9 protein-coding genes are annotated in these 15460 nt (G+C 33.8%); 4 read left to right on the top strand and 5 right to left on the bottom strand.

Annotated elements, in window-relative coordinates:
- Positions 1 to 57 precede the first annotated feature (57 nt).
- Genes mutS through ABRY23_01670 form a run of 4 tightly spaced genes read left to right on the top strand, consistent with a single transcriptional unit; the run spans position 58 to position 5437 of the window.
- Complete coding sequence (gene mutS, locus ABRY23_01685) at positions 58 to 2652, top strand: DNA mismatch repair protein MutS (GenBank protein ID MFA3781758.1); 2595 nt, start codon at positions 58 to 60, stop codon at positions 2650 to 2652.
- Positions 2649 to 3305, top strand: coding sequence for a DUF1684 domain-containing protein (locus ABRY23_01680; GenBank protein ID MFA3781757.1), 657 nt, complete (start codon positions 2649 to 2651; stop codon positions 3303 to 3305). The genes mutS and ABRY23_01680 overlap by 4 nt, the downstream gene beginning before the upstream one ends.
- A 14-nt stretch (positions 3306 to 3319) precedes the next feature.
- Complete coding sequence (aroF, locus tag ABRY23_01675; GenBank protein ID MFA3781756.1) at positions 3320 to 4333, top strand: 3-deoxy-7-phosphoheptulonate synthase; 1014 nt, start codon at positions 3320 to 3322, stop codon at positions 4331 to 4333.
- The gene (locus ABRY23_01670; protein MFA3781755.1) at positions 4334 to 5437 is read left to right on the top strand and encodes a prephenate dehydrogenase/arogenate dehydrogenase family protein; all 1104 of its coding nucleotides are present in this window, start codon (positions 4334 to 4336) and stop codon (positions 5435 to 5437) included. It abuts the gene before it with no gap.
- Between the two features lie 41 nt (positions 5438 to 5478).
- On the opposite strand, the gene ABRY23_01665 is transcribed toward ABRY23_01670, so the two are convergent.
- The 5 genes from ABRY23_01665 to ABRY23_01645 form a co-directional block, all read right to left on the bottom strand.
- Complete coding sequence (locus ABRY23_01665) at positions 5479 to 5652, bottom strand: hypothetical protein (protein MFA3781754.1); 174 nt, start codon at positions 5650 to 5652, stop codon at positions 5479 to 5481.
- A gap of 577 nt (positions 5653 to 6229) precedes the next feature.
- Positions 6230 to 7228: a dihydroorotate dehydrogenase-like protein gene (locus ABRY23_01660; GenBank protein ID MFA3781753.1), complete on the bottom strand. Its 999-nt coding sequence runs from the start codon at positions 7226 to 7228 to the stop codon at positions 6230 to 6232.
- Between the two features lie 49 nt (positions 7229 to 7277).
- Positions 7278 to 10865 carry a pyruvate:ferredoxin (flavodoxin) oxidoreductase gene (nifJ, locus tag ABRY23_01655; protein MFA3781752.1) on the bottom strand — a complete coding sequence of 1196 codons (3588 nt, stop codon included), beginning with the start codon at positions 10863 to 10865 and terminating at the stop codon, positions 7278 to 7280.
- Between the two features lie 499 nt (positions 10866 to 11364).
- Positions 11365 to 13968 (bottom strand): PAS domain S-box protein, encoded by a 2604-nt coding sequence (locus ABRY23_01650; GenBank protein ID MFA3781751.1) that lies wholly within the window; start codon positions 13966 to 13968, stop codon positions 11365 to 11367.
- Between the two features lie 404 nt (positions 13969 to 14372).
- Positions 14373 to 15443, bottom strand: coding sequence for a hypothetical protein (locus ABRY23_01645; protein MFA3781750.1), 1071 nt, complete (start codon positions 15441 to 15443; stop codon positions 14373 to 14375).
- Between the last annotated feature and the right edge of the window lie 17 nt (positions 15444 to 15460).

The following is a 15460-nucleotide window of genomic DNA, read 5'->3' as shown; positions in this document are numbered from 1 at the left end:
TTTTTTTTGTATATTTTTAATAAATAAATTCATTTGAGTATGTCTGTTACGCCATTAATGAATCAGTACAATAAGATTAAAAAAGATTATCCCGATACAATTCTTTTATTTAGAGTAGGTGATTTTTTTGAAACGTTTGAAGATGACGCTAAAATAGCATCAAGTGTATTAGGCATTACTTTAACAAGAAGAGCAAACGGCGCTGCTGAAGATGTGCCACTAGCTGGTTTTCCCTATCATGCAATTGATACTTACCTCCCCAAGCTTGTTAAAGCTGGTTATCGCGTTGCAGTATGTGAACAAATGGAAAATCCTAAATTTGCTAAAGGTATTGTAAAAAGAGAAGTCGTTGAAATTGTTACACCTGGCGTTGTTCTTTCTGATAGAATTTTAGATCACAAAAAAAACAACTACTTGCTGGCAATCTATCCAGAAAATGAAATTGTAGGTTTATCTTTTTGTGACGCATCTACGGGTGAATTTTTTACGTATGAAGTTCATAAAAATCAACTTAAGGAACAATTAGAATCTATTAATCCATCCGAAGCTCTAATACCTAAAAAAAATAAAAATGAGTTAGAACCGCTATTACAAAAATTTGTACCAAACTGTAGAATAACGAAAATTGACGATTGGGTTTTTACTTTTGATTTCGGTAAAGAAATTTTAGTTAATCATTTTACAACAAAAACATTAAAGGGCTTCGGAATTGACAAATTAAACTGCGGCATTTCAGCAGCTGGAGCAGTTCTAAATTACCTTAAAGAAACTCAAAAGGTAAATCTTATACATATAAACAAAATCTCTCTTTACAACCCATCCGACTATATGATATTAGATAATGCCACAAAACGAAATTTAGAAATATTTTTTAGTATAAATGAAGGAGAACGCGAAGGTTCATTAATATCAATACTTGATAAAACTCTTACACCGATGGGCGGTCGACTGCTCAAAAAATGGATTACCGCACCATTACGAAAATTAGAACCCATATTAAAACGCCAAGAATGCGTTGAAGAACTTTTTAATAAAAAACAATTACGAAAATCTATCCAAAGCGAATTAAAAGAAGTAGGCGACATTGAGCGCTTAATTTCTAAAACTTGTACCGGCAGAATCACTCCTCGTGAGATTGTATCTCTCAAGTTATCATTTAAAAAAATACCACTACTAAAACAACTATTAGACCAAACTATTGTTGATACTCTTTCACAGATAAATGAAAAACTAAAACCTTTGGATAACATTGTAGAGAAAATAGAATTAGCAATTAATGATGAACCTCCTGTTAGTATTAGTGAAGGGGGAGTAATAAAATATGGTTACAGCGCTGAGTTAGATGAACTTCGAAATTTTTCATCTAATGCTAAAGAATGGATTGCAAATTTACAAAAAACTGAAAGAGAACGTACAAAAATTCCATCACTAAAAGTTAGTTACAACAAAGTGTTCGGTTACTATATTGAAATAAGTAATGCTCATAAAGATAAAATTCCCAACAATTATATTCGTAAGCAAACATTAGTTAACAGTGAACGATATATTACGCCAGAATTAAAAGAATATGAAGACAAAATTTTAAACGCACAAGAAAATATTGCTAATCTTGAATTCCAGCTTTTTGAACAAGTAAGAGCTTATGTTGCAGCAAGTGCTGAAACGATTCAAGAAAATGCTAGACTAATAGCCATGTTAGACTGCTTCCAATCTTTTGCTGAATGTGCTGAACAATATAACTATACAAAACCGCAGTTAAACGAATCAGATACAATTGAAATTATTGATGGTCGTCACCCGGTAGTCGAAAGAATTATGCCACCAGGAGAAAAATTTGTACCGAATAGCTGTAAGCTCTCTTCCACCGGCGACCAAATTATAATTTTAACTGGACCAAATATGGCTGGTAAATCAGTTTACCTGCGACAAGTAGGGTTACTCGTCTTAATGGCTCAAATAGGCTCTTTCATACCAGCTAAAGAGGCAACAATTGGTTTAGTTGACAGAATTTTTACACGCGTAGGGGCAAGCGACAACATCACAGCTGGAGAAAGTACTTTCCTTGTCGAAATGCAAGAAGCAGCTAATATATTGAATAACGCTACACCCAAGAGTTTAATTTTATTAGATGAAATTGGAAGAGGTACAAGCACATTTGACGGTATTTCTATAGCCTGGGCAATCACTGAATATCTTCATGAAAATCCTAAAGTTCAAGCTAAAACTCTTTTTGCAACTCATTACCATGAACTCAATGAAATGGCATCAATTTTCCCCCGAATAAAAAACTACAAAGTTGAAGTAAGAGAATATGGCGATAAAGTAATATTTCTTCATAAAGTTTCTTCTGGAGGTGCAGACCATAGCTACGGCATTCAAGTGGCTCAAATGGCTGGGTTGCCGCCTTTTGTCACCAACCGAGCTAAAGAAATTTTATTCAACCTAGAAAGCAAAGAATTAACCCCTTACGAAATTAAAAAGGCTAAACTTGCTAAGCTTAAAAACTATGACAATATGCAAATAAGTTTGTTCGAAGCTCAAGAAGATGAACTTAGAAAAGAGATTTCTGATATATCTGTTGATAATTTAACGCCGCTTGAAGCCTTGAACAAACTAAACGAACTAAAAAAGAAAGTTGATGAGAAAAAATGACTTCGCAAATGAAAACAATAGATAAAACAATTATTAGTTACCTATATTTTTTCCCTATCCTAATTTTAACTCTACTTGTTCTTCCTTCATGCGGAAAAAACTATTCTCCAGAACAAAAAGCATACATTGAAAAAATCGAAAAAGAAAGACGTAGTAAAAACGAGTTCATGAAAAACGACCCTGCTTCCCCATTTAACTATAAAATGAAAATTAAATTCCATGACCTGAATTATTACGATGTTAATCCCGATTTCGTATTTAAAAGTAAACTATACGAATACAGCCATAAAGACACAATTATAATTTATGGAACTAAAGGCGAACCGCGTAAAATGGTAAAATTTGGTTACGTAAAAATTAATTTCAAGAACAAACCCATTAACGTAAATGTTTACGAAGGGAAAACAAACAGTGGCTTAACTTACTATAGTATTTGGTTCACTGATTTAACGACAAATAAAGAAACCTATGGCGTTGGCAGGTATCTCGATTTTGAAAAAGTTGACGACCCTAATTACATTTATACAATTGACTTTAACTTAGCTTACAATCCATACTGTGCATATAATCCTAATTACTCATGCGCAATACCAACAAAAGATGATTTTATACCAATTGAAATAAAAGCTGGCGAAAAAAAATTTCACGAATAAAATATGGAGAATAAATGGTAGTAATCTTAGAAAAAAATATTACACAAGAACAAGTAGATAAAATTGTTCACACACTTGAAAGCTATGGATTTCAAGTACATAAGTCAGTTGGTGTCGAAAAGACAATATTAGGCGCAATCGGCGTTCAACCTGATTTCGATACACGCAAAATTAAAATTCTTGATGGTGTTGCCGATGTTTACCGAGTAACAACACCTTATAAACTTGCAAGCAGAAATTTTCATGAAGAAAATACTATTATAAAAATTAAAGACGTGGAAATTGGCGGGAATCAAATTGCTCTTATTGCCGGACCTTGCTCTATAGAAAGTGAAGATCAAATATTTAGACTCGCAAAAATTGTTGCTCAATCGGGTGCAAAAATTTTGCGTGGTGGAGCTTTTAAACCAAGAACTTCACCATATTCTTTTCAAGGACTTGGCGAAGAAGGGCTAAAACTAATTCGTGCTGCAGCTGATGAATATAATTTACTTGTAATTACTGAGGTTATGCAAATTGAGCATATCGAAATGATTGGAAAATATACAGATCTTTACCAAGTGGGTGCTCGTAATATGCAAAATTTTGCCCTTATTAAAGAACTTGGCAAAGTAAATAAACCAGTAATGCTAAAACGGGGAATAGCTGCTACCATTGAAGAATGGCTGATGTCTGCAGAATATATTCTTGCTAACGGAAATAAAAATGTTCTTTTATGTGAAAGAGGAATTAGAACATTTGAGACATATACACGAAACACATTTGATTTATCGGCTATCCCGGTTGTACATAAGAAAAGTCACTTGCCTGTAATTGCCGATCCTTCACATGCTACAGGTATTCGTGACCAGGTGCCTCCAATGGCAAGAGCCGCTGTGGCTGCTGGTGCTGATGGAATTATGATAGAAATCCATGATGACCCTGAAAATGCTTTATCCGACGGACCACAAGCTTTACTCCCTAACACTTTTTTAAAGCTTGTCGAAGAACTTAAATTAATTGCTCAGGCAATTGGTAGAAGGATATAAATGGAAATTAAAAAAATATCAATACTTGGGTTGGGGTTAATAGGCGGCTCACTGGCAAAGGCATTTAAAAATAACAATGAGAATTCACTACTTCGTGGCAAGAATTTATCTATTCATGGATTCGACAAGAAAGAAGTGCTAAAAAAAGTATTCGAAGAGGGAGTTATAGACTCATTCAGCGAAGACGTTGAAGATTGCCTTCAAGCCGATGTCATTTTTCTTTGTTTACCAGTAGATACTTCACTGCATTATTTCAGATTACTTATAGAAAAATTAAAAGATGAACAAATAATTAGTGACGTTTGCGGAGTTAAAAGCATCTTTCAAAATGTGTGGGATGAAAAAGAAAGAAACGGTTTTTACATTGGTGGGCATCCAATGACTGGCAAGGAAAACGGCGGTTACGAAAACTCCGACCCTTATTTATATGAAAACAGTATTTACATTCTAAATGAAAATGCTAAAGACTACCCTATTATAGATCAATTTATTAAGCTAATAGAATTAACAGGTGCTAAAATTGCTTACCTTACACCTAAAATTCACGATATAATTGTGGCTTCTGTTAGCCATTTGCCACAATTAGTTTCGGTTTCTCTAATTAATTCAGCAAGTTTGAAACACAGCGATAAAAATTTTTTTGATTTTGCTGCCGGCGGCTTTAGAGATATGACAAGAATTGCAGCAAGCGATTTTATTATTTGGGAAGATATTTTTAAATACAATCAACGAAATATTGAACTTGCAATTGATAATTTTATTAATGATTTGTTGCAAATGAGAAAAGCTATTAACAAAGGTGATTTCTCAATTATCCATGAAAAGTTTGAAAACGCAAGAATTAAACGTGATGAAATTCCAAAAGCAAATAAGGGTTTTATAAATCCATTAGTTGATATTTTTATTTCTGTGAAAGATGAGCCCGGGGTCCTAAGCAAAATTACAACTGAACTATTTAAAGCAAACATTAATATAAAAGATATTGAACTTCTAAAAGTAAGAGATGGCAGAGGCGGCACATTCAGACTCTCATTTGAGACCAATGACATTGCAAGTAAAGCCAAACAAATTATCGAACAAATTGGTTTTAATGCCATTTCTTAATTGAAGGGACATTGAAAAAACAATTTTTTATTTTATCATTTTCATAATGTCAGAATTTCCACCAAGTCTATAAGGGATAAATAAGCATGGCTGGGAGACATCGAGCCTGCATCGTTTGAAACATTTGTTCCCGCCAGTGTAAGCTCTGCTCCTCTTGCCCAAACATCTGTTTTCATAGTTGATGGGACAAAAAAGATACTGCCTTTGTGAAACAATCCATTTCCATTGTCATTACGTTCCTCGATGTCTTTTATCAGGGGAAGTAATCCCTACTGCTAAGAATTTATCATCTTACCTTTTTGTTTGAAATTGCTTCACTCGCTTCGTTCGTTCGCAAAAACTGTAATGAGTTGTATAAGAAATACTTCCTCCTCCTGATGAAAAATGCAATGGCTTCTGTTGTATTGACAATAATTTCTTATCCAATTATAAATTTCTTTGTCATGCAAAAAGCACGATTCCAGAGTTCTTTAATAGACATAAAGCTAATAAATCTACAATATCTTTTTAGCAGTGAGTTTGTTTTACTCAATGCAATTTGTATTCTATTTTTATTAAAGATTTACTTCAGCAGTCATGCCCGATGGATTAAATTTTTCTAAAGTTTTTGCGAGTAAATATTCTAAAACAAATTTCTCATTAGAAGATTTCTTTTTGCCTAAGAGGTATAATTAAAATATGGCATCAAAGCATAAATAATAAATAATAGATAATAAATAATAAATTAACGCCGGCCCTGTAAATGATTACTTGGGCCGGCTGAGAAAATAAATTTTACGGATAAGAAATAGTTTAAAGAAGAGTTTTATAACTTTGTAAAGTTTTCATGTAATTTGCCCTTTCAAATGCGGCGGGGTCAGCAACTGATTTTTGGCTCATACTTCCCTTCATTATTTCAATAGAAGAATATTCATTATCTTCCATCCATCTTGCCATTCCTTTTAATATTTCTTTAATTCTGCCGATGCCGTTAGCTAACAGTTCAGAAGCTAACATCGCAACATCAGCGCCAGCCATTATCACTTTTAACACATCTTCATAGGAATGAATTCCACTTGTTGCTGCTAAACTTGCTTTAACATTGCCATATAAAATTGCAATCCATCTTAGAGGCAATCGCATCTCCCAATTTGTACTCAACATTAAATTTGGCACTACCTCTAACTTATCAAGATCAAAATCGGGTTGATAAAAACGATTAAACAGAACTAACCCGTCGGCCCCGGCTTCATCAAGTTTTTTTGCCATGTTAGCCATAGAAGTAAAGTAAGGGCTAAGCTTTACGGCAACAGGAATTTTGACATTTGATTTTACCGCTTTCAAAGTGTCTATGTACATATCTTCGATAATATTTGCAGGTACATTAGGATTGGCTGCAACGTAATATAAATTTAATTCCAATGCATCTGCTCCAGCTTCTTCAATATTTTTTGCATATTTGACCCAGCCACCTTTACTCACGCCGTTCAAGCTTCCAATAATTGGTATGTTAACTTCTTTTTTAAGATTAGCGATATGATCCAAGTATTGATAAGGAGTAAGATAAAATTCATTTGGTTCAGGAAAATAGTTTATTGCTTCAGCATAACTTTCTGAACCGTAAGTTAAGTAATGATCCAGTTCGCCCGATTCGTGTGTTATTTGTTCTTCGAATAACGAATAAACAACAACCGCTGCAGCCCCGGCATCTTCCATAGCCTTAACTGTGTCAACGTTTTGGGATAAAGGTGATGCCGAAGGAACAATCGGATTCTTTAATTGCAGTCCTAAATATTTCGTTGAAAAGTCCATATTCTCTCCATGTTTTCGGTTGTTAGTTATTAACTTTCTTCAGCTTACTTTAAGCTTGTGTGTCCTTATTATCTTTTTTTGAAAAATCAAACGACGCTAACTCCTCATACATTTTCCATCTCTTCAGCACTTCTTTTTGAGCATGCTTTAATAATTCTTTAGCATGTTCAGGATGCGATTTTGTGAGCATTTTATATCTTGTTTCTGTGTAAACATAATCTTCGAGTTTAATTTTAGGAGGCTTAGAATCTAACTTTAATGGATTCTTACCTTCTGTCAAATTATTTGGATTGTAACGGAATAATGGCCAATAACCACTGTCAACTGCAAGTCGCTGAGCATCTAAACCTTTAGCCATATTAATTCCGTGAGCAATACAATGACTGTAAGCAATAATAAGTGATGGTCCTTCGTAGGCTTCTGCTTCCAAGAAAGCCCTCACAGTTTGCGCATCGTTGGCACCCATAGCAACTTTAGCAACATAAACATTCCCATAGCTCATCGCCATCATAGCTAAGTCTTTCTTAGGGGTTGGTTTGCCAGCAGCAGCAAATTTTGCTACAGCACCCAAGCCAGTTGCTTTGGACATTTGACCACCAGTATTCGAATATACTTCAGTGTCTAACACAAGTATATTAACATTTTTACCTGAAGCAAGTACATGGTCTAACCCTCCGTAACCAATATCGTAGGCCCAGCCGTCGCCGCCTATAATCCAAACAGATTTTTTAACTAAGTAATCAGCTATCTCCAATAATTTTTTTGCTTCAAAGGTATTTATTTGTTCCAATTTAGCTTTTAGTTCTACTATTCGCTTTCTTTGTTCATAAATTCCTACTTCATCTTTTTGATCTGCATTTAGAATAGATTCAACAAATTCATTGCCTAATTTATCCTGTAGTTTAATTAATAACTCCTTTGCAAATTGATTATGCCTATCAATTGCTAAACGCATACCAAAACCAAATTCAGCATTGTCCTCGAACAATGAATTAGACCATGCGGGTCCTCTTCCTTCTTTGTTTACAGCCCAAGGAGTAGTAGGCAAATTACCTCCGTAAATTGACGAGCAGCCAGTAGCGTTTGCAACAACTGCTCTATCTCCAAAAAGCTGCGTTACCAATTTAATATAAGGGGTTTCACCGCAACCTGAACAAGCACCAGAATATTCGAATAACGGCTCAAGTAACTGGCATCCTTTAACTGTAGTCAAATTTACTTTCGTTCTATCAAATTCGGGTAAACTTAAAAAGAAATCGTAATTTACTTTTTCTTGGGCGCGCAATGGAATTTGTGGAGCCATGTTAAGAGCCTTTAACCTTGTCTCCTTTTTATTTTTAACAGGACATACCTCATAACACAATTCACAACCCGTACAGTCCTCTACTGCAACTTGAATTGTATAAGCTGAATTTTCCGGAAACTCTCTCCCTTTTGCATCCATATACTTAAAAGTTGGGGGTGCATTTTTAAGTAATTCTTTATCATAAACTTTAACACGAATAGCAGCGTGTGGGCAAACCATAACACATTTATTGCATTGAATACAAATTTCTGGGTCCCACACAGGTACTTCTAAAGCAATATTTCTTTTTTCCCATTGAGTAGTAGCTGATGGGAAAGTACCATCAACAGGCATTTGGCTGACTGGTATATCATCACCTTTGCCTTCCATAATTTTAGCTAAAACATTTTTAACGTAATCTGGTGCTTTATCGGAAACAATTGGCGGTAAATCTATGTCGCTTGTAACTTGTGAAGGCACTTCAATCTTGAAAAGATTTTCTAAGGTCATATCAACTGCTTGGAAATTTTTCTTTACTACATCCTCGCCTTTTGCACCATAAGTTTTTCTTATTGCCTTTTTAATTTGTTCAATAGCCTCGTCTTTTGGTAAAATTCCAGAAATAGCAAAGAAACAAGTCTGCATAATTGTATTAATTCTAGCACCCATGCCAGTTTTTTGCGCAACCGAGTAACCATCTATTACATAAAAATTTAACTTTTTATCTATTATTTGCTTTTGGACCTTCCTAGGTAGTTTGTTCCAAACTTCATCTTTGCCGTAGGGACTGTTCAGCAGAAATGTGCCACCTTCCACTATTTTTTCTAGCACATCAAATTTCTCTAACAAATTAAATTGATGACAACCTACAAACTGGGCAGACTGAATTAAATATGATGAATGAATTGGTTTTTTACCGAACCTTAAGTGAGAAACGGTAGTAGAGCCAGATTTTTTAGAGTCATAAACAAAATATCCTTGTGCGTAATTATCAGTTTCTTCACCAATAATTTTAATTGAATTTTTGTTTGCTCCTACCGTACCATCAGCACCTAAGCCAAAGAACAAACTTCTAACCACATTATCACTTTCTGTAACAAAGTTTTTATCGTAATCGAGACTTGTAAAAGTAACATCATCAATTATACCTATTGTAAAATGATTTTTAGGATTATCAAGCTTAAGATTATCAAATACACCTTTAACCATAGCAGGAGTAAATTCTTTTGAAGAAAGGCCATATCTGCCTCCTACGACAACAGGCATTTTTTCAAAGGCTGGGTTAGGTGAAGCCATGTTTTCAGCCAATGCAGTTATTACATCTAAGTATAAAGGTTCTCCTGTAGAGCCTGGTTCTTTAGTACGATCTAATACTGCAATTTTTTCGGTGGTTTTTGGCAGAGCTTTAATGAAAGCTTCAGCTGAAAAAGGTCTGTATAATCTCACTTTAACCACACCAACTTTTTCTTCCATTCTTTCAGTCATATACTCAATTGTCTCTTCGGCAGTTTCAGCTCCAGAACCCATCAACACAATTACTCTTTTAGCATCAGGTGCACCATAATAGTCAAATAAGTGATAATGCCGGCCTGTTAGTTCAGCAAATTTATCCATGTATTTTTGGACTATTTGAGGACATGCATTATAAAATTTATTAACTGTTTCTCTACCTTGAAAATATACATCCGGGTTTTGTGCAGTACCTCTTATAAAAGGATGATCGGGACTTAAAGCTCTTTGTCTGTGCATTTTAACAAATTCATCATTAATCATTGCTCTGACATCATCTTCAGTAAGCTCTTCAATTTTCATCACTTCGTGAGAAGTTCTAAATCCATCGAAGAAATGAACAAAAGGAATTCGGGATTCAAGTGTAGCAGCGTGAGTAATTAATGCAATATCCATTACCTCTTGAACAGAACCAGATGCAATTAAACCAAATCCTGTTTGACGTGTTGCCATAACATCACTATGATCGCCAAAAATTGACAATGCCTGAGCTGCTAAAGAACGCGCGCTTACATGAAAAACTGTCGGTGTCAATTCACCAGCAATTTTATACATGTTTGGAATCATTAACAACAAACCTTGAGATGCCGTAAACGTTGTGGTAAGCGCACCGCTTTGAAGTGCACCATGAACAGCTCCAGCTGCTCCTCCTTCACTTTGCATTTCAGTTACACTAGGGACTGTTCCCCATATGTTTTTCACATTTTGCGAAGCCCATGCGTCAGACAACTCACCCATGGGAGAAGAAGGAGTGATTGGATATATCGCAATTACTTCACTAACTCTAAATGCAATATACGCTGCTGCTTCATTTCCATCAATTGTTATTTTACGTCTGTTCATTTAATTCTCCGAATTTTAAATTATAAATTGCTTTGACTTCCTTTTTAATAAAAATAGTAAAAAACAAATTTCTTGCCACATTAAGGCACATTTATTCCCATTTTCTAACGTTTTTGAAGTCTTTTTGCCGAAATGGAATCTTATGTCTATTAATAATTAGAATTTATCTCAAGTTAATCTTATAAGTAAGAATTTTTTTTGGACTTATAATAACAAATAGTTAAACCCAAAATTTTTTAGCTGATGTTCAATAAGCTCATAATGTTCGGTTAATTTATTTGTTCATGTTGCTAAGATAGTAAAAAAGCTAATGTACCATGATAATTAACCTTCTTCACCTTATTGTTCAACATAGATATAATTGTGATTTTCACTAAAGCATGGACTTACGTTCAAATCAACATTGCTTGTAATTACATCTAAAATTTTTCTAAGGTTTCTTGAAATTATTGAGATTGTGTCAAATTATCTACATAAAGACAGGATATAATATGATGAATTATGAGTGACCTTTTTCTATACTAGTTTTAGTAGATATTTTTCTTTGGGAAGTAACATTTTCCAATGGGAGTTCAACGGTAAAAACCGAACCTTTCTCAATTTCACTTTCTAAATGAATTTTACCGCCTAATAATTCAACACTTTTTTTCACTATAGATAAGCCTAACCCCACGCCTTGAAATTCCCTTGTAGTACCTTCACTTGCTTGTCGAAACTCTTGCCATATAATTTCTTGTTTACTTTTAGGAATCCCAATACCTGTATCAGAAACTTTTATCTGAAGTAAATTCCTTCCATTTTTTATTAAACTATTAACAGTGACTTCAACACCGCCTTTATTCGTATAAATTATTGCATTACTTATAAGATTTCTTAAAATATCAAGCAGCAGAGATTCATCGCATTCGATAAATGAATTTTCTAAGTTTATTTTTGTATTGAGTGATATACCTTTTTGCAAAGCTGCGCCCTTAAAATCCCTGCAAAGATTTTCTACTAACTCTTTGAGGTCAATTTTCTTAAAAGCCAGTTCAATCTTTTCTGATTCTAACTTGGAAAGATTCAATATTTTTGATAGTGTATCAACCATTCTTTTTGAACCTTCTAAAATACCAATTGCCATTTCCCTATCATTTGGATTAGACAGCGACTCGGCTAATAATTCGGCATAACCAATAATTCCAACAAAGGGTGTTCTAAGTTCATGACTCATTGTTGTAAGAAAATTAGTTTTAAGCTTACTCATTTCTTCGGCTTTTTCTTTTGCTACTATTAAATCTTGTTCCATCTGCTTGCGTTCGGTTATGTTGGTAAACATACCGAAGGAACCTTTATATTCGCCGGTAGAGTCTATAATTGGTGAGGCAGAAACTAAAGTCCAAATTGTTGAACCGTCTTTTTTAAGGAGGCGCCTTTCATAATTTCCAGTGATACCTTTTTTTCTTTCAGACATCATTTTATTATGTTCTGGCAAATCTTCTTCAAATAAAAGAAACTCAAAATTTTTGTTAATCAACTCATTAACTGAATAGTCAACCATATCTGCAAATTTTTGATTAACATCCTTGATAATTTCGTTTTCATCAGTGATTAAAATTCCCTCATTGGCAGTTTCAAAAACATTTCTAAATTTAGCCTCACTTTCACGTAAAGCTTCCTCAGCTAATTTGCGTTCAGTCACATCTCGAAAACTCCACACCCTGCCAACTATTTTATCACCTATCTTTTGCGGCTGAGAATAGCGCTCAAAAATTCTGCCGTCTTTGAAAATTAATATATCATTGCTCTTGGCTTCTGGTTGTGAATATAACTCATTGACCTTTTTCAGAAAGCTTTCAGGATCTTTCAGTTGGTTTAGAACAAACGACAAAGCTTTTTTGTCGTCTCCGGATGCAATTACTGCAGATGGAATACGCCACATCTGAATAAATTTCTGATTGAAACTGACTATCTTCCCTTCAAGGTTAACTACAAGAATACCATCGGCAGTAGATTCCAATGTAGCATAAAGCAAAGAAAGTGTATCCCTAAGTTTCTGTTCTGATAATTTGCGTTCAGTAATATCCACAAGAGTGCCAATTATCCCTACTTTACCACCGTATTCTATCCGCCTACCGTGTACCTCAACGAAAATGGTGCTACCATCTTTTTTGACCCCACAAAAATCATATCTCAAGCCTTGTACTTCTCCAGTAACACGCTTCTTAATATTTTCAAGTACGCGTGGTCTATCGTTTGGATGGGTTAAATCAACCGGACCTAACTTGCCAATAATCTCTTCTACTTTATAGCCAAATATTTTTGCTAATGATTCATTAACATATAAAAATTTTTGATCTTGAATAAGATAAATGCCAGTAAGTGCAGATTCAGCAAGTAAACGAAAACGCTCTTCGCTTTCGCGCAGTTCTGCTTCAGCTCTTTTACGCTCTGTAATGTCGTCAATCACCAGCAGCACTTCTTCTTCTTCTTCTTCTTCTGCAACACGTATTCCAGAAAGAGTAAGTTGGACTGTTCTAATACCTTTTTTAGGAATTACAAAAGCACATTCAACATTATGGAATTTTTGACGCTGGAGTATCATACTTCGGTATTTTTCAGGTAAGCCTATATAATTAAGAATTTCATTAACATGTTTATTTTCAACTTCTTTACGATTAATTTCAAAGAACTCACAAAAACTTCTGTTAACAGAAATAATTTTAAAATCTTTATCGATTGCAATTAAAGCTGATGAAATAGTTGATAAAATATTTTCAGTAAATCGAATTAGGCGTGTTTGTTCTGTTATATCGCGGATAATTGCCATAGTAAGAACGCCTTCTTTTGTTTCAATAGGAGTAAGTGAAATATCTGCTTGAAAAAAAGTCCCATCTTTTCGCTGTGCAAATAAGTCTAATCCAGAGCCCATAGGACGCATTTTAGGTGAAGCCAAATAATCATTTCTGTCCTTTACATGTTGTCTGCGAAATTGCTCAGGAATAAGCATCTCAACATTTTGACCAAGCAATTCTTGACTAGTGTAGCCAAAAAGTTGCTCTACATGCTCATTCAAACGAACAATTTTGCCTGTTTTGTCAACAAGAATAATTGCTTGCAGCATAATACTTACTCCAGCAGTAACATTATTAATTGTGAAGTGTGGGTTGACTCAGTAAAAGGAAAATTAATTGTATCGCTTAGTGTTTTTTTAAGAGATGGGAAGGTAGTTTCGATTAGCTCTCCTAACGGAAATATATATTGTAAAGTAAAACTCATAATAAAAAGGGCTAAGTTATTTGTAAGCATTTTCTTAACAGAACTTCGGTTAACAAATTATTAATTTTTTAATTTATTTCAAACAATTAATTGGTCTTAGAATGATTATCGATTTATTCTGGATTTTTATTAATCCAAATTTTCCACAAAAAAATTTTGCTATTGACTAATAAGTCATAACTAATTTTAATTAAATTAATTACCAAATAATATTAATAAGTAATGAATTAAATTATATTTAATTACTCATTATTCTTTACCTCCCAATTTATTTCCTTTAGGCAGTTCACCATAAGTTATCCTAAAATGTCTTAGAAGACATTTCTCTAAATTTTTATAATCGTTAGATAAAATGTAACGCACAAAAAGGGTGGAATCGTGGACAATCATCTTTAGTCTTGCATTTTTCGTCTTGAGATTTGAGTAACTTAACACACGTTTTCTTATGTTCTTTGAAGCACCTATATATACAACCTCGGAATAATTTTTCAAATATTTAATTTTTTTTGATATGCTCAACTCATAAACTCCAGACTCTGTGGGGATACGATTATATTGCCCTTTATAAAGTTTTATATAATCACTAAACTGTGCATTCTTTCCATAGTAATGAGAGATGCGATATTTGTAATTAGGAATATTCAACGACTTTCTGTAGTAACAAATTGAGCGTAATGAGAGATGCACCCCTTGATAATCAAGATATTTTTTTATGTCAGCATCTTTTAGATGAACATCATGTTGATTTACAATTTCTTGTATACGGTAAGAATAACATTTTTTCCTTGATGGTAATAATCTTCTAAGACATATTACTTTACCTTGCGGTGTCTCTACTAATAGGGTAGGTAGTAATCTAGATAACCTGCTTTTATCAAGAAATTGGGTCGGATACATCTTAAGGAATTCTTGGAGCGTTAAAGGTTTTAAATCAATTTCGTTGCCCGATAACCAAAATGACTTTTGATAGTCAAGCAAGCTTTTTAGAATATGCTTAGATAATTGATTTCTTGTGTTAATCCACTTTAATGCAACAATACCGTTACCTAAAATAGCATGATTGTCTAAGTGAATATTTTTCATTAAAAGAGGGTTAGTTACTCTAAAAGTCAAATTATTCTTCTTTACTAAAACTTTAGCATAAATTAATCTTTTACTAGTTCGTTTTTTCATCTCTTTTTTATAAGTATAGGGCAATAACCTTAAAGCATGCTGTGTGTTTTTCAACTTACTTGTTTTGTCATGTATGTATTTAAGATATTGTTCTAAAGACATGCTAAGGACTTTTGATAGTATAATCCTGCCGACTTTATTTTTCATATCATTAAAACATTTTT

The sequence above is a fragment of the Melioribacteraceae bacterium 4301-Me genome, assembly GCA_041538185.1.
Classification (GTDB): domain Bacteria; phylum Bacteroidota; class Ignavibacteria; order Ignavibacteriales; family Melioribacteraceae; genus Pyranulibacter; species Pyranulibacter aquaticus.
This window is presented reverse-complemented; position numbering and strand designations above follow the sequence as displayed.